General features: G+C 37.4%; 12 protein-coding genes and 1 pseudogene. 11 read left to right on the forward strand and 2 right to left on the reverse strand.

All coding sequences use genetic code 11. From position 1 onward, the window contains the following. The first annotated feature begins 27 nt into the window (after positions 1 to 27). The 5 genes and pseudogenes from BW946_RS13595 to BW946_RS13610 all read left to right on the forward strand — a co-directional run bounded on the left by BW946_RS13595 (position 28) and on the right by BW946_RS13610 (position 5,507). Positions 28 to 501 carry a hypothetical protein gene (locus BW946_RS13595; protein ID WP_076596701.1) on the forward strand — a complete coding sequence of 158 codons (474 nt, stop codon included), beginning with the start codon at positions 28 to 30 and terminating at the stop codon, positions 499 to 501. A gap of 61 nt (positions 502 to 562) precedes the next feature. Then, positions 563 to 780 (forward strand): annotated as a pseudogene (locus BW946_RS21690) (DUF6496 domain-containing protein). 400 nt (positions 781 to 1,180) lie between these two features. Next, positions 1,181 to 2,734, forward strand: coding sequence for a sulfatase (locus BW946_RS13600; protein WP_170872088.1), 1,554 nt, complete (start codon positions 1,181 to 1,183; stop codon positions 2,732 to 2,734). A gap of 17 nt (positions 2,735 to 2,751) precedes the next feature. After that, a complete protein-coding gene (locus tag BW946_RS13605) occupies positions 2,752 to 4,362 on the forward strand; it encodes a sulfatase (RefSeq protein ID WP_083688877.1) in 1,611 nt (536 codons plus the stop codon). A 47-nt stretch (positions 4,363 to 4,409) separates the two neighbouring features. Next, positions 4,410 to 5,507: a formylglycine-generating enzyme family protein gene (locus tag BW946_RS13610; RefSeq protein ID WP_139326008.1), complete on the forward strand. Its 1,098-nt coding sequence runs from the start codon at positions 4,410 to 4,412 to the stop codon at positions 5,505 to 5,507. Between the two features lie 2 nt (positions 5,508 to 5,509). Here BW946_RS13610 and glgP read toward each other — a convergent pair whose 3' ends face one another. Further along, complete coding sequence (glgP, locus tag BW946_RS13615) at positions 5,510 to 7,171, reverse strand: alpha-glucan family phosphorylase (protein ID WP_076596704.1); 1,662 nt, start codon at positions 7,169 to 7,171, stop codon at positions 5,510 to 5,512. Between the two features lie 204 nt (positions 7,172 to 7,375). Between glgP and BW946_RS13620 the strand changes: the two genes are divergently transcribed. The 5 genes from BW946_RS13620 to BW946_RS13640 all read left to right on the forward strand — a co-directional run bounded on the left by BW946_RS13620 (position 7,376) and on the right by BW946_RS13640 (position 14,135). After that, positions 7,376 to 8,173, forward strand: coding sequence for a hypothetical protein (locus tag BW946_RS13620; RefSeq protein WP_076596705.1), 798 nt, complete (start codon positions 7,376 to 7,378; stop codon positions 8,171 to 8,173). A gap of 198 nt (positions 8,174 to 8,371) precedes the next feature. Continuing rightward, positions 8,372 to 10,474, forward strand: coding sequence for a T9SS type B sorting domain-containing protein (locus tag BW946_RS13625; RefSeq protein WP_076596706.1), 2,103 nt, complete (start codon positions 8,372 to 8,374; stop codon positions 10,472 to 10,474). 85 nt (positions 10,475 to 10,559) lie between these two features. Next, positions 10,560 to 11,150 carry a DUF1572 family protein gene (locus tag BW946_RS13630; protein WP_076596707.1) on the forward strand — a complete coding sequence of 197 codons (591 nt, stop codon included), beginning with the start codon at positions 10,560 to 10,562 and terminating at the stop codon, positions 11,148 to 11,150. A gap of 66 nt (positions 11,151 to 11,216) precedes the next feature. Further along, positions 11,217 to 12,563 carry a tRNA (N(6)-L-threonylcarbamoyladenosine(37)-C(2))-methylthiotransferase MtaB gene (gene mtaB / locus BW946_RS13635; RefSeq protein WP_076596708.1) on the forward strand — a complete coding sequence of 449 codons (1,347 nt, stop codon included), beginning with the start codon at positions 11,217 to 11,219 and terminating at the stop codon, positions 12,561 to 12,563. A gap of 54 nt (positions 12,564 to 12,617) precedes the next feature. Further along, a complete protein-coding gene (locus tag BW946_RS13640) occupies positions 12,618 to 14,135 on the forward strand; it encodes an FMN-binding glutamate synthase family protein (protein ID WP_076596709.1) in 1,518 nt (505 codons plus the stop codon). Between the two features lie 63 nt (positions 14,136 to 14,198). Here the strand turns inward: BW946_RS13640 and BW946_RS13645 are convergent, their stop codons facing one another. Next, positions 14,199 to 14,966 (reverse strand): hypothetical protein, encoded by a 768-nt coding sequence (locus tag BW946_RS13645; RefSeq protein WP_076596710.1) that lies wholly within the window; start codon positions 14,964 to 14,966, stop codon positions 14,199 to 14,201. Positions 14,967 to 15,021: 55 nt separating this feature from the next. Here BW946_RS13645 and BW946_RS13650 point away from each other — a divergent pair, with 55 nt between their 5' ends. After that, positions 15,022 to 15,459: an RNA-binding S4 domain-containing protein gene (locus BW946_RS13650; protein WP_076596711.1), complete on the forward strand. Its 438-nt coding sequence runs from the start codon at positions 15,022 to 15,024 to the stop codon at positions 15,457 to 15,459. The last annotated feature ends 7 nt before the right edge of the window (positions 15,460 to 15,466 follow it).

A 15,466-nucleotide genomic window follows, 5' to 3' on the forward strand; every position in this document is an offset into this window, starting at 1 on the left:
TTTATATAATCAAATCAAATAATAATTATGGAAACGAATGCATACAACCAGAAGCTGAACCGTTATGTATTAAGCGATCAGATTGTTTATACAGGTTTTTCCAGTTTTAAGGACGCGGAAGAATGTGCTCAAAAAAAAGGAGGAACATTGGCAGAAGTAGTATTCAGAGACGGAAATGATAATCCTGAAATTACTGATGAAGCGGGGTTGATAGAGAAAAAAATTCATTACTATGTGTATGCAGGCGATGAGTATAAATTTATTCATTCATCAGATCCGGGATTCAGAAAATACGCGGACGAACTGCAGAAAATAAAAGCAAGTAATGATAAAACCAGCCCTGATGAGCGATACTTTGCCAATTTTGAAATTGAAAATATAGAAGATCCGATTATTGTAATCAAAAATGATCATTTTGAATCGGTAACTTCTAGAGAGCGTTCAAAATATTTGAAACATGCCTGTGTTTATGAATTAGGGGTATCCCTGCCAAAATCCTAAAAATCTGATCATGGGCAAGATTAAATATTCAGAAAAAGCTCATGACAAAATAGGAAAGGTAATGCACGAATTTAAGGAAGGAAAATTAAAGTCTTCTTCCGGGAAAAAAGTGACAAGCAGAAAAAAGCCGTAGCCATAGGTATTTCTGAAGCGAAGGAAAAAGGTATGAAAGTACCATCTAAAAAAATAAGTAATTCATCATCCGGAAAGATAAACTTTCTGGATTTTTTTGTATTCTATATTTCATGTATTTCGAATAATCGAGAAGAAGTGAGATAAAAGCAGGACATGGAAAATCAGCTGATCTGTTTTTTTTACTGTATTTTTTTATGTCTTGATAATGTTGGAATTTGTAAATTACTGTAAATGTGTATTTTATGTTATTGATGTATATATGATGTAGTTCACTTTGCAAGAGTTTATTCTTTTTTGTTGCAAATTTGCATCACATCCATAACTCATTATATCTTATTTCAAAATAAAACACAAATGATGAAAAAAGACTCCTTAATGTTTTGTGGATGTTTAAAGTTTCTCTTGATCCAGTGTTTAATCGATAAACAACCTTGGGAAGCTTTTCTTTGCTGCCACAATGCAACTCACATTCTTAGAAGGCTGATTACGTAAAATAATTGATATGTTTGGATTTTCAACTTTAAAATCAATATATATATTTCTATTGATTTTACCATTTAGCATCATTGCAGGACAGTCGCAAAAAAAATCTAAAGCCAATGTAATCTTTATTGTGGTTGATGACCTGAGACCGGAACTGGGAGTTTATGGTAATACAATTATTAAAACACCCAATATTGATAAGCTGGCAAGAAGAGGTACTACTTTCACAAATGCATATTGCCAGGTGGCTGTTTGCGCTCCTTCCAGAGCAAGTGCTTTAACAGGCTTACGGCCGGATTCCACCAAAGTATGGGTATTGGGAGAAGAATTTCGCAAAATACATCCTGATGTGGTAACGATTCCTCAACAGTTTGAAAAATTCAATTATCATACAGTATCCATCGGAAAGATTTTTCATAATCATATGCCTGATTCTATCTCTTTTCGGGAGCCTGATCTCCGTCCTGAAGGATATGCCGTTAAAAATATGATAAACAGAGATCCCGAATCTTTTTATTTCAGCGGAGAACTTAAAACTGAGCTTGCTGCCAAAAGACTGGAAAGATTAGCCAAAGATCCTAAAAGATATGGTAACGGCTGGGCATACGGACGTTCCGTAGAAGTGGCAGACTGTCCTGATGATTCATTGTATGACGGAGCTCAGACATCACTTGCCATTCAAACGATCAACCGTATTAAAAATAAAAAGAAACCTTTCTTCCTGGCATTGGGATATTTCAGGCCGCATTTACCCTTTGTAGCTCCTAAAAAGTACTGGGACCTTTATGATCCTATGGAAATACCTATAGCAGATAACAGTTTTATTCCGTTCAACGCACCAAGCATGGCCATGTATAACCAAAGAGAGATGACTGCTTGTTATGACCTTGAATATGTAAGACATCCTGCCTACTTCAGAATGCCGGAAAAAGAAGCCAGAATGCTAAAACATGGGTATTATGCTTCTGTAAGTTATGTTGATGCCTGTATTGGACGACTTGTTGATGAGCTTGAAAAACAAAAATTGATAGATAACACCATTATTGTATTATGGGGAGACCATGGCTGGAAATTAGGAGAACATAATGCATGGGGGAAACAGACTAATTATTTAAATGATACCCGAGTTCCGCTTATTGTTTATGCGCCCGGAATGAAAAATCCAGGAAGCAAAAGCAATGAACTGGTAGAGATGGTAGATCTTTATCCTACCCTCTGTGATCTCGCAGGAATAGAAACTCCCTCTTATCTGCAAGGAGTAAGCTTTAAAAAACTTCTGAATGAAAATAGTGTGGAATGGAAAGGAGCTGTATTCAGTCAGTTTTTGCGGCCGGCCGGAGAAGGAATAGATCTTAACAAAAAAAATTACATGGGATATTCAATGGTGACCAAAAGCTATCATCTGATAGAGTGGTATTATTGGGATAAAGTAACCCAAAAGCCTGGAGAACTTGTGGCTCAGGAACTTTATAATCTTAGCTCAGATCCAAAAGAGAATTTCAATATTGCAGTTTATCCGGAAAACAAAGATATCCTGGAAAAGCTTTCTGAGCAACGTAAAAAAGGATGGAAACAAGTGAAAGATAAGCTGATAACAACTAAATCTTATCAATAAAAGAAAATTTGGACCTCATGAAGAATTTCAATTTTTTAAGAATAGTATTCATTATATCGATTTGTAATTATATAACAATAAGTGGTGGAAGTTTCCATAAAGACAATCCTAAACCTAAAAAAAGTATAAGATCCAATGCAAAGCAAACAAGACCCAATATTCTGTTTATTCCTATTGATGATTTAAGACCTGAAATGGGCTGCTATGGAAACACCGTTATAAAAACGCCTAATATGGATAAGCTTGCAGCAAAAGGAGTCGTTTTTAATAGAGCATACTGTCAGCAGGCGGTATGTAATCCTTCTAGAGCAAGTCTTCTTACAGGTTTGAGACCAGATTCTGTGCGTGTATGGGATCTTCAGACAGATTTCAGGAAAAACCTCCCGGATGCAATCACTCTTCCTCAGGCATTCAAAAATAACGGTTATTATACGGTAGGGATAGGAAAAACCTTTCATAATAATTTTCCTGATGATAAGTCCTGGAATGAAGAACTTCATGTAGCCGGATATCCTTTTGATCCGGACGCTGTGTACCAGATGGAAAAAAACAAGATGATTCAGAAGGAAAAAGAACTTGGTCTTCAAAAAATTGGAAAAGCCAGGCCTGATGCCTATGGATTTGTCTATACAAAGGCTAATTCCGTTGAAATGGCAGACGTTGATGATGATGCCTATTATGACGGAGCACAGACAACCATGGCCATTCAAAAGCTGAAAGAATTAAAAGGAAAAGATAAGCCTTTCTTTTTTTCAGTAGGCTATTACCGTCCGCATTTACCTTTTAATGCTCCTAAAAAATACTGGGATTTGTATAACAGAAACGATATACCGCTTGCAAAAAATCAATTCATGCCAGAAAATGCTCCGGAATTTGCCGTACATGGGGATACTGAACTGAGAGCGTATACTGATAGATCTGATCTGCCTTTGCCTTCAGAAAAACCTTATGATATTGAAAAGCAGCGGGAACTTCTCCATGGATATTACGCTTCTGTTTCTTATACGGATGCTCAGATAGGAAGACTCTTAAAAGCACTTGACGAACTGGAGCTTAGTGAAAATACCATTATCGTATTGTGGGGAGATCATGGCTGGAAACTGGGAGAGCATAACAGCTGGTGTAAACAGAGCAACTATGAGATTGATACCAGAGTACCGCTTATTATCAGTGGGGCAGGAGTAAAAGCAAAAGGAAAAACAAGCGATGCCCTTACAGAATTTGTGGATATTTATCCCACTTTATGCGATATGGCGGGAATAAAAATACCTGATTATCTTCAGGGAACCAGTATGAAACCTCTGCTTACAGATCCTGCCCGTACATGGAAAACAGCAGCCTACAGCCAGTTTTTATTAGGTAGGTTTGGAGTAAAAGCCAGAGGGGTGCAAAATGTGGAAAGAATGGGATACGCCATCCGTACGGATCGTTACAGATATGTAGAATGGTTTGAATGGAATAAAGAGACTGGCAAGCCGGGAGCTTATCTGGCCAGAGAACTGTATGATCATAAAAATGACCCTGATGAAAATGTGAATATCGCTGAAGAAGTTTCTTCTAAAAAGCTGGTTAGCCAATTGTCATTACAGATGAAAAAGGGATGGAGATATAGCAAGCCAAAATCATAAAACCTGTAAATGTTCAGATTAAAATGAGGTTTTCTATAATAAAAAAGATGATGATATGCATAGGTGCATTAAGTTTTTTATCTTCCTGTAATAAGAATAAAATCTTAAAACCGGAGGAAGAGAAACCGGGACACACCTGTATGAATGTGCCGAAGCGGTTAGGAACTGCAGATTCTTCCCATATCCGTTTTAACGGGAAAATTTCTTTGCAAGGAATGGTATTCATTCCCGGGGGTGAATTTGATATGGGAGGGGATAACAGCTATGCTGATGCAGATGAATATCCCAAACACAGAGTAAAAGTTTCTCCGTTCTATATGGATATAACCGAAGTAACGAATGAACAGTTCCGCAAATTTGTAAATGCTACAGGATATATCACAACGGCAGAACGTAAACCCGATTGGGATGAATTAAAAAAAAACCTGCCTGAGGGTACTCCGAAACCCCCGGATAGCTTGCTGGTAGCTGCTTCATTAGTATTTAAACCCACAAATAAACCTGTGAATCTGAATGACTTCAGCCAATGGTGGAAATGGGTAAAAGGTGCTAGCTGGAAGCATCCTCAGGGACCGGCAAGCAATATTGAAGGAAAAGACAATTATCCCGTGGTACATGTAAGCTGGGATGATGTACAGGCATACTGTAAATGGTCAGGTAAACGCTTGCCCACAGAAGCAGAATGGGAATTTGCAGCACGGGGCGGATTAAAAAATAATATTTATCCATGGGGAAATGAACCCATCAATGCAGGAATTCCTAAAGCGAACAGCTGGGAAGGAAAATTTCCCTACCTTAATGATAAGAAAGACGGCTATATTACCCTTGCTCCTGTACAATCATTTAAAGCCAACGGATATGGCCTGTATGACATGGCTGGAAATGTTTGGGAATGGTGCAGCGATTTATACAATTATGATTACTATAAAAAACTGGAAGGCAGCCTCGTTCTGAATCCTCAGGGTGCAGACAGGTCTTATGACCCTCAGGAACCGTATAGTGTAAAACGCAGCCTGCGTGGAGGAAGCTTTTTATGTAATGATAGCTATTGCAGCGGATACAGAGTAGCCCGCCGCATGAAAAGCAGCCCTGATACAAGCCTTGAACACACCGGATTCAGATGTGTTCAGGATATTGCTCATTAATTCTATTGCTGATTATAGAGGATTCTGTAATATTCATCCGCCATTCTGTCACTGTTGAAATGATCTTTCACATCATTCATTGCATTGTACTGGATTTTTCTCCATTCGTCAGGACGGTCGTAATAGGTTGGGAGAATTTCATTTTCAAGAATTTCATATAATTTATTTAAATCATAATTATCCTGTTCGTAAATACTCATGTTCAGATAATCTGCTTTGGGAACTACAAAAGAGTTTTCTCCGTGTCTGGCAAATTCCGGGATCCAGCCGTCATCTGTGGATAAATTGACAGATCCGTTCATGGCAGCCGTCATACCGGAAGTTCCGGAAGCTTCCCTCGGAACTCTTGGATTATTAAGCCATACATCAGAACCCTGTTTTAAAGACTTGCTTAAAGAAAGCTCATAACCTGTAAGAACAGCAATATTCTTATGGTTTTTACTTTCTTCAACCAGTGTATTGAACGTAGAAATGGCAGAATAGTCCATTGGGTAAGGTTTCCCTGCCCAGATGATCTGTACCGGATATTTTGGATTATTCAGAAGTCTGTAGAATCTTTCCTTATCATGTAAAAGAAGTTCTGCTCTCTTATAGCCTGCAAATCTTCTGGCCCATACCATCGTAAAGACATTAGGATTAAATAAATTTCCTGTCTGATCGGCAACAATACTGAACAGTTTTTTCTTCAGATATTTTTTGCGGAAATCGAAAACTGTACTGTCGTTTTCATCCTTTGCATTGTATAAAGGTTTATCAGACCAGTATTTAAATTCCTGAGCATTGGTAATAGAAGTGATCTCACAGATTCCCGGATATTTATTCCACATGGCTCTGGAAACCACACCATGAAGCCGGGAAACTCCATTGGCCATTCTGGCCATTCTTAATGCGCAGAGAGAGTGATTAAAACGGTCGTCATCAGATCCTTCAATATTTTTTACTTCTTCCATACTGTATCCTGAAAAATAGGACATATCATAGCATAATCTGAAGCTATGTTTTTCATTCCCTGCTTCCTCAGGGGTATGAGTGGTGAAAACAAGTTTTTCTTTAACTTTATTAAGATCTCCGTTATATTTTCTCAGAAGATAAAATGCTGCAGGAAGTCCATGGGCTTCATTAAGATGATACACCTCTCTTTCAATATTCATTTCATCCAGTAACTTGGCTCCTCCTTTTCCCAGTAAAATATATTGAGCAAGCTTTGTAGATTCATTGGCATCATACAACCTGTGACAGATTGTTTTCGAAACGTGATCGTTTTCCGGAACATCTGTAGAAAGGAAAAACATGGGGGCCGTATTGAAGATTTCAGGATCAAGGTACCATACTTTTACCCAAACCGGAGCACTGTGGATTTCGATTTGGAATTTTATTCCGGTATCTTCAAGAAAACTGTACATTTTTTTCGTCCATACAGGCTGTAAAGACTGGTCGTGGTTTCTTGCCTGGTCATAATAACCAAATTTCCACAGGATACCGATTCCAATAAGATCCTGCTTAAGGTTATAAGCACTTCTCATGTGAGATCCTGCCAGAAAGCCAAGCCCTCCGGAATATATTTTAAGTACCTGCTCAAGAGCAAATTCCATGGAGAAATAGACGGTCTTTTTTGAATATTGAGGATTGATAGTGTAGGGTATTCTGAAATTCCTGAAATCCATAAGTTTGGGTTTGTGTTTAAAAAGACAAAGGTATTAATTATGAAAATAAACTTTACATTAATTAATCGATAAATTAATTTAAAAACTAAGTATTGAATTGTTTTTTTACTTACCTTTAAGAGTGTAAATTTTTGATTATCAAAAACTTTTAATGATGAAAGCCATTGGCTGCATGTGTTCTTTAATTAAATAAAAAAATCACACATGAAAAAGACTTTTTCTGAAGAAGATCTGGTAAAGAATCTTAGTTTATACTATCTTAATCGGCATTTGAAAAAAAAGCCAATGGAAAAGTATCACCGTACCATAGATGAATCTCCGCTGCATGACCGTGAAAAGTACAGAAAGAAATCCGAGATTCTTCTTCTCAACTCTTTTATGCATCATTTTCCCGAAGTGAAATTTGAAAACCTTACCTGCGAGAGTCCAGACTTTATCGCCAAGTTCAACGACAAAAAAATCGGAATAGAACTTACCGAAGTAATCAATCATCTGGAAATGAAAAAAGTAGAAAGTACTTTGAATAAAATGTTCCGTCAGGCAGAAATACTATTAGAACAGGAAGACACTACGAAATATCGTGGTGTTTATTTTTTGGAATTCCACCCGGAAACGAAATTTGACAATCTCGAAGTACAGCAGGAAAACATCATCAGTATCTATAAAAGCATCAAAAAAAATAAACCAGCAGGCTGTGTGAAAAGTCTGAGAAAATCTTTCCACCGCAGAAATGTCTTTATTACCCATGAATACAGCATGAATCTGTTTGATGAGCTTTGCTCGGAAAAGATTCTTGAACTTATTGAAAAAAAGAATGAAAAATTCCCATATTATGACACCTCTGTGGATGAATGCTGGCTGGTTATTGTTTCCGATATGAATTCTATTGCCTCAAGATATACTTTCATTCAGGATAAAGAACATCTGAAAGAAGTAAAAAGCCCTTTCCATAAAATATTTCACCTGGAAAATCTCTGTGGAAATATTACAAGTATAAAATAAAGTGAATATTTTATAGATTTGATTATTTGTTGTGTAATTTGATATAATATAGATTATTTTAAATTATTTGATGTTTTAATTTATAATAGTTTAAAATTATTTATATTTTGTTGTTTTTAATTAAAATAAGGTTATATTTGATGGGTATTGATTATCAATACAATGTGTAACTGATATAACCATAAAAACATTAAATCTATGAGGAAACTTCTACTTTTCATACTTCTATGTCTCTCTCATACTTTCTATGCTCAGGCAGACTGTGCTACTGCACTCTCCGTTTGTGGAAATTCAAATATCACGTATAGTCCTACCGGATATGGTAATATAAAAGAATTGGTAAACTCCGGAAGTTGTATAGATTTTACGGGAGAACACAACTCAATCTGGTATAAAATTACAATCGCCACAGGAGGTACACTTACCTTCGACCTTGTTCCGAATAATCCGGATGCCGATTATGACTGGGCGATTTTTGGTCCTAATGTAACCTGTGGAAGTTTAGGGTCGCCGATACGTTGTAATGCAGCAACAGTTATCGGACCCGGACCCGCTACAGGATTGAATATGACCAGCACAATTTTAAGCGCCGCAGGAGGTTCTCTGACTCCTTATTGTAGATATCTTGATGTTTTGCCAGGGCAAACGTATTACTTGTTTATTGACAACTGGGTGAGCAGTACCAGTTCCACTACAGCTCCATTTTCTTTAACGTGGGGAGGAACTGCAACATTGGCTTCACCATTTACAGATCCGGCTATTCAGACACAGCCATTTAATCCTCCCGGAATTCCGGCTGCAAATCCTGCTGACCCAAGAGAAGTGGTCATTTGTTCTGCTACAGCTTTATTCGATTTTTCTACATTATCCTCAGGAATTCTTAATGGAAATCAAAACTTTGGGGTAAGTTATCATCTGAGTCAGAATGATGCCTTAACGGGGAATAATCCCATTACAACACCTATCACGGTAAATACGACAACTGTCTATTACTACAGCATCAATTATACCGATCCAACCAATACGTCTAATCCGCTCAATAAATGTAAACAGGTTGGATTATTTAAATTTAAAAATGGGTCTATAACAGTGAAAAATGCAACTTTAACCCAATGCAACAATAATAATGCAGGCACAGCTTTATTTGACTTAACCACAGCGGATGTTATCGCCAACCCGAACGTTACAAAGAAATACTATCCTACAATGGCGGATCTCAATGCCGGAACCAATGAGATTACCACCCCAATGGCATTTGTTTCTGCAGAAGGTATTATCTACGTGAAGGTGATCTCAGAATTCGGTTGTACCGCTGTAGCAGAGATTACCCTGAAATTTTATCCGGTTGTGGTAGTGAATGAAACAACTTTGAGATCATGCTTCATCGAAGCCAGCCCATCCACAGCTTCTTTCAATCTTGTTAATGCTTCGGTAACCGGCCAAACTAATCCTGCAAAAAAATATTATCCTTCATTGACAGATGCTGTTAATCAGACCAATGAAATCCTGAATCCCAATAATTACATTGCACCTAATGGATTTGTGTATATAAGAGTTTCTAATGCTCAGGGATGTTATAATGTAGCTAAGGTTACTTTAATTGTTATTCCACCTGTATATTCTGATAAACTTAAAGATGTGACTATTTGTGCAGAAGATCAGGCCACTCTGGACGCAGGTCCCGGATTTAAAAGCTACGAGTGGAGTACAGGAGCAACTACACAAACGATCAAAGCCGGAATAGGAGTATACTGGGTAAAACTTAAAACAGGAGAATGTGTTACAACACAAACGGTAAAAGTACTTCCTTCCGAACAGCCTGTTGTTTCCGGTATCGATATCTCGAACAATACCATCACAGTATCTGTAATAGGAGGAACTCCGGCATATAAATATTCAATAGATAATATCATCTGGCAGGATTCCAATGTATTCAGTAATCTTTCAAGAGGAGATCATAAAGTCTATGTAAAAGATGCTTATGACTGTGATCCGATAGAAATAGGAATTGTTGTCCCTAATCTGATTAATGTGATAACACCCAATGCAGATGGAATAAATGATGTGATTGATTATTCAGCCCTGGCAAACAAACAAAACCTGATCATGAATGTCTTCGACCGTTATGGAAACAAAATCTTCCAGGCAGACAAATCCAATGGCTATAAATGGGATGGTACGCAGGGAGGAAGAAGAGTACCTACAGGAACATACTGGTATTCTATTACATGGAATGAAAATGATAAAAAGAATACTGCACTCAAATTCACAGGTTGGGTATTGGTGAAAAACAGAGAATAGTCAATAAAACAGATAGAAAAAACCACTTCAATTGAGGTGGTTTTTATTTTTAAAAGTTTTTAAATTAGATATCAAAATAGAAAGAATGAAAGACCTGTTTGTAAAACGTTTTGAATACTATAAATCTCTTGGTGATAAAACCTTTGAACAGTTAACAGATGAGCAGATGTTCTGGCAGTATAATGAAGAAAGTAATTCTATTGCCATTATTGTGAAACATCTTGCAGGAAATATGCTTTCAAGATGGACCAATTTCCTGACCGAAGATGGTGAGAAATCCTGGCGTAACCGTGACGGAGAATTTGTCAATACCTTTACCACTAAAGAACAGGTTCTGGATTTTTGGGAACGAGGCTGGCAATGCTTTTTTGATGCTCTTGAGAAAATAAATGAGGATAATCTTTATGCATCAACCTATATCAGAGGAGAAGCACATCCTGTGATTGATGCGGTTCTTCGTCAATTGGCACATTATCCTTATCATATAGGTCAGATTGTTTATATTGCCAAAATGATAAAGAATGAAGATTGGAACACGCTTTCTATTGCCCGAAACCGATCTCAGGAGTTTAATACAGAAATGAAAGCCAAATTTTCAGGTCAGGATCCAGCTCCCAATTCATCATCCGTCTGCTTTCAAAACAGCCCCGAAGTAAGAGATGAATATAAACAATAGATTGAATCAATCTTGAATTCTTATTAAAATTACTATCTTTGCACCCATAAAATTCAGGAGTAACAAATGTCTACTTTTCACAGAACTGCCGCGTTTCATACACTGGGCTGCAAATTAAACTTTGCAGAAACATCTACTATTGCCCGTCAATTAACAGATGCAGGTTATGATAAGGTAAGCTTTGATGAAAAAGCGAATGTGTATGTTATCAATACATGTTCTGTGACAGAAAATGCTGACCGTGAATGTAAACTTCACGTGAAAAGAGCAATGAAAGCCAATCCGGAAGGGCTGGTGGTAATTGTTGGATGCTATGCACAGCTGAAACCTGAAGAAATTTCACAAATTGAAGGAGTGGACCTGGTTTTAGGTGCAAAAGAAAAATTCAATATTCTGAGCTACCTGGACGATTTGGAGAAATCTGAGAGTGAAGGCGTAGTGCATTCATGTGAAATTGAAGAAACCGATTTCTTTATCGGAAGTTATTCTATTGGGGACAGAACCAGAGCTTTCCTGAAAGTACAGGATGGCTGTGATTATAAATGTACCTACTGTACCATTCCTTTAGCAAGAGGAATTTCACGTTCCGATACCATCGAAAATGTTCTCAGAAATGCAACGGAAATCGCTGCAAAAGACATCAAGGAAATTGTTCTTACAGGGGTGAATATCGGTGATTATGGTAAAGGAGAATTTGGAAATAAAAAACACGAGCATACTTTCCTTGATCTTATTTCAGAACTGGATAAGGTAGAAGGAATAGAAAGAATCCGTATATCTTCTATTGAACCCAATCTTTTGAAAGATGAAAGTATTGAACTGGTTTCTAAAAGTAAAAGCTTTGTTCCGCATTTTCATATCCCGTTACAATCCGGGAGCGATGATCTTTTGAAAAAGATGAAACGTCGTTACCTGACCAAACTGTATAACGACAGAGTGAACAAGATCCGCGAGGTTATGCCTCATGCGGCTATTGGTGTAGATGTTATTGTAGGATTCCCGGGAGAAACAGAAGAAAGATTTATGGAAACCTATAATTTCCTTAATGAGCTTCCTATCACCTACCTTCACGTATTTACCTATTCTGAAAGAGAAAATACGGAAGCTGCCGCTATGGACGGAGTAGTTCCTGTAGCGGAAAGAAAAAAACGTAACAAAATGCTGAGAATTCTTTCTGAAAAGAAGAAAATGGCATTTTATCAGACGCAATTGGGAAAAACGCTTCCTGTTCTTTGGGAACATGAAAATAAGGACGGGAAAATGTTTGGTTTCACAGAAAACTATGTGAGAGTCCAGAAAGACTTTGATCCTGCATCCGTAAACCAGATCGAATTTCTAAATTTAGAAAAAATCCTGTCAGATGGCACGGTTTCTGTGCAATCTTCTTACCAAAATTTTTTAGCAAAAGCGTAGGCTCTTTGCTAAAATTCCACTAAATTTATTTTTAAACTTTTAAATACTACATTCATGAGAGATAAGTTTTTATCTTGGGGAATTGTATTAGTAGTTGCTACATGGATTATAGCAATACTGATCAGAGCGCATTATTGGATACCTACGCTGTTATCCGCAATCTATGCATTGGGTGTTTACAATGCTTACCAATCGAAACATGCTATTTTGAGGAACTTTCCTGTATTGGGATACTTCAGGTATTTTTTCGAAAGTATTTCACCCGAAATGCAGCAATATTTTATTGAAAGGGAAACAGACGGGAAACCATTTCCAAGAAACCAGCGTTCTGCAGTATACAGACGTGCAAAAAATTTAAGTGATACGGTAGCTTTTGGTACGCAGCTGGAAGTAAATCACAGAAAATATGAAGGGATCAAGCATTCTATTTATGCAAAATCACCATCAGAAGAACTTCCGAGAGTATGGGTGGGAGGAGAACAGTGTACACAGCCTTATCATGCTTCTTTATTGAATATCTCAGCAATGAGTTTCGGAGCATTGAGTGACAGAGCACAGATCTCACTGAACAGAGGCGCAAAAAAAGGAAACTTCTATCATAATACAGGAGAAGGTGGGATTTCACCTTATCATATGGAAGGAGGAGATCTTTGCTGGCAGATCGGAACAGGGTATTTCGGATGCCGTGACGCTGAAGGAAAATTCAATCCTGAATTATTTACAAAATATTCCACCCTTCCAAATGTGAAAATGGTTGAGATCAAATTATCACAGGGTGCAAAACCAGGACATGGAGGAGTGCTTCCGGGAGTGAAGAATACACCGGAAATTGCAGCCATTCGTCACGTAACACCGGGAATGACTGTTATTTCACCACCATCACACAGCGCTTTTTCTGATGCTGCCGGATTGCTGAGGTTTGTACAGCAGCTAAGAGACCTTTCAGGAGGAAAACCGGTTGGTTTTAAACTTTGTATCGGTGATACCAAAGAATTTGAAGATATCTGTGTACAGATGAATGTTTTGAAAATTTATCCTGATTTCATTACCATAGATGGAGCAGAAGGAGGAACAGGAGCAGCACCGCCAGAATTCTCTGATGGAGTAGGGATGCCATTGGAGCCTGCTTTGATCTTTGTAAACAGAACGCTTAATAATTATAATCTGAGAAGTAAATTAAGAGTGATTGCCAGCGGTAAAGTTCTTACCAGTCTTGATATTCTGAGAGCCGTTGCTATGGGAGCTGATATGTGTAATAACGCCAGAGGATTTATGTTCTCTTTAGGATGTATCCAGGCATTGAGATGTAACTCAAATAACTGTCCTACGGGAGTAGCAACCCAGGATAAAATGCTTATTAAAGGACTTGATGTGACGGATAAGGCCGAAAGAGTATATCATTTCCACAAAAATACACTTCATACCTGCAATGAACTGATTGCTGCTGCAGGAAGAAGTTCTTATGAAGAAGTAGACGCTACAATGTTTATGAGAGGAGATGAATTTGACCACCTTGCAGATCTTTACTTCCCGGATATTTTAGGAAATGTAAAACAGAAGGCAAGATCGTAATCCATATTAGATATAACAAAAAACACCGTCATTAAGACGGTGTTTTTTTATATTTGTTTGCTTTTATTGTTGTTCTGGTAGTTGTTCCTCACCACTCAGTCTGCTCTCTCGTCCATAAATCTGAAAGTTGAACACAAAAGATTTATTTCTGTAAGACGTATTTAAATACGGATAATGAGGATTTCTTGCAAAAGCAGCTCTGGAAGGGACAATAATGACGCCTTGTAAGTTATATGGTGTTTCACCGGTAAGATTATCAAATGCTTTGAACTTCTGTAAAGCTTCTCTGAAACCAGAAATTTGATAATAACCTGCTTTTTTTGCTGCATCAGGGCTAGTAACGGGGCTTAATATTGATCTTTTTACATAATAATACATTGGATCAATAACAGGCACACCTGTTCCGTCAATGGTATTTAAAAAAGCAGCTTTTGATGTAAATGAAGTGTTTCCATCAGAATTAACTGCCAGATAAGAGTATGCTCGTCCCATAATTTTGATAATATCAGTGCTACCAATCGTTTTTTCATCAGCTGGTGCAGGCTGAGCACCATTTCTCATAATATAGATTGTTCCTGAAGGAAGCGTTACAGGCGACAGTTCAGATAATTTCTTTTCAGTATCGTCTGCTGTGTCCGTAGAGCTGAAAGCTTTTATATTACCCTGTGCATCCAGATAATTTTCATCCATGAATTTTTTAATGGCCTGATCATCATAGGTGTTTTGTGTAGCGATGTCTTCCGGTTCTACATAAGTATCAATTGTATCATCTTTTTTACAGGCAGAAAAACACAAAGATCCTGCAAGGATATATAAAAATATTTTTTTCATTTCAAAAAACTTTAATTACTTTACAAATAATATAACGGCAAAAGTATAAAAAAATATGAGAATAGATAAATTTTTATGGAGCATTCGTTTTTATAAGACGAGAAGTATTGCAGCAGAGGAGATTAAAAAGAACAGAGTTTCTATAGGAACATCTGCCGTAAAGTCATCTAAAGAGGTAAAAGAAGGAGATACTATTAAAATCCGTAAGAATCAGATTGATTATAAAATAAAAGTAATTCAGATCCCTAAAAGCAGAATTGGAGCCAAGCTGGTGCCTCTTTATATTCAGGACGTAACAGATAAAGAACAATACGAACTGTTGAAACTCCGTAAAATGTCACAGGACTATTACAGAAACAAAGGTGAGGGAAGGCCTACCAAAAAAGACAGAAGAGATATGGATGGTTATGTAGGAAACGATATCGACTCCGATTTTACAGACTGGGATGATTTCTTTGGAGAGACTGGCGGTGAAGATGAGGATGAAGATTAATATAAAA

It is taken from the genome of Chryseobacterium sp. RU33C (assembly GCF_900156015.1).
GTDB classification, from domain to species: domain Bacteria; phylum Bacteroidota; class Bacteroidia; order Flavobacteriales; family Weeksellaceae; genus Chryseobacterium; species Chryseobacterium candidae.

Bases quoted from the DNA above. Each gene is read 5' to 3' on its own strand.
- BW946_RS13595 (WP_076596701.1), top strand. From the start codon at position 28: ATGGAAACGAATGCATACAACCAGAAGCTGAACCGTTATGTATTAAGC.
- BW946_RS13605 (WP_083688877.1), top strand. From the start codon at position 2,752: ATGAAGAATTTCAATTTTTTAAGAATAGTATTCATTATATCGATTTGT.
- BW946_RS13610 (WP_139326008.1), top strand. From the start codon at position 4,410: ATGATGATATGCATAGGTGCATTAAGTTTTTTATCTTCCTGTAATAAG.
- glgP (WP_076596704.1), bottom strand. From the start codon at position 7,171: ATGGATTTCAGGAATTTCAGAATACCCTACACTATCAATCCTCAATAT.
- BW946_RS13620 (WP_076596705.1), top strand. From the start codon at position 7,376: ATGAAAAAGACTTTTTCTGAAGAAGATCTGGTAAAGAATCTTAGTTTA.
- BW946_RS13625 (WP_076596706.1), top strand. From the start codon at position 8,372: ATGAGGAAACTTCTACTTTTCATACTTCTATGTCTCTCTCATACTTTC.
- BW946_RS13630 (WP_076596707.1), top strand. From the start codon at position 10,560: ATGAAAGACCTGTTTGTAAAACGTTTTGAATACTATAAATCTCTTGGT.
- mtaB (WP_076596708.1), top strand. From the start codon at position 11,217: ATGTCTACTTTTCACAGAACTGCCGCGTTTCATACACTGGGCTGCAAA.
- BW946_RS13640 (WP_076596709.1), top strand. From the start codon at position 12,618: ATGAGAGATAAGTTTTTATCTTGGGGAATTGTATTAGTAGTTGCTACA.
- BW946_RS13645 (WP_076596710.1), bottom strand. From the start codon at position 14,966: ATGAAAAAAATATTTTTATATATCCTTGCAGGATCTTTGTGTTTTTCT.
- BW946_RS13650 (WP_076596711.1), top strand. From the start codon at position 15,022: ATGAGAATAGATAAATTTTTATGGAGCATTCGTTTTTATAAGACGAGA.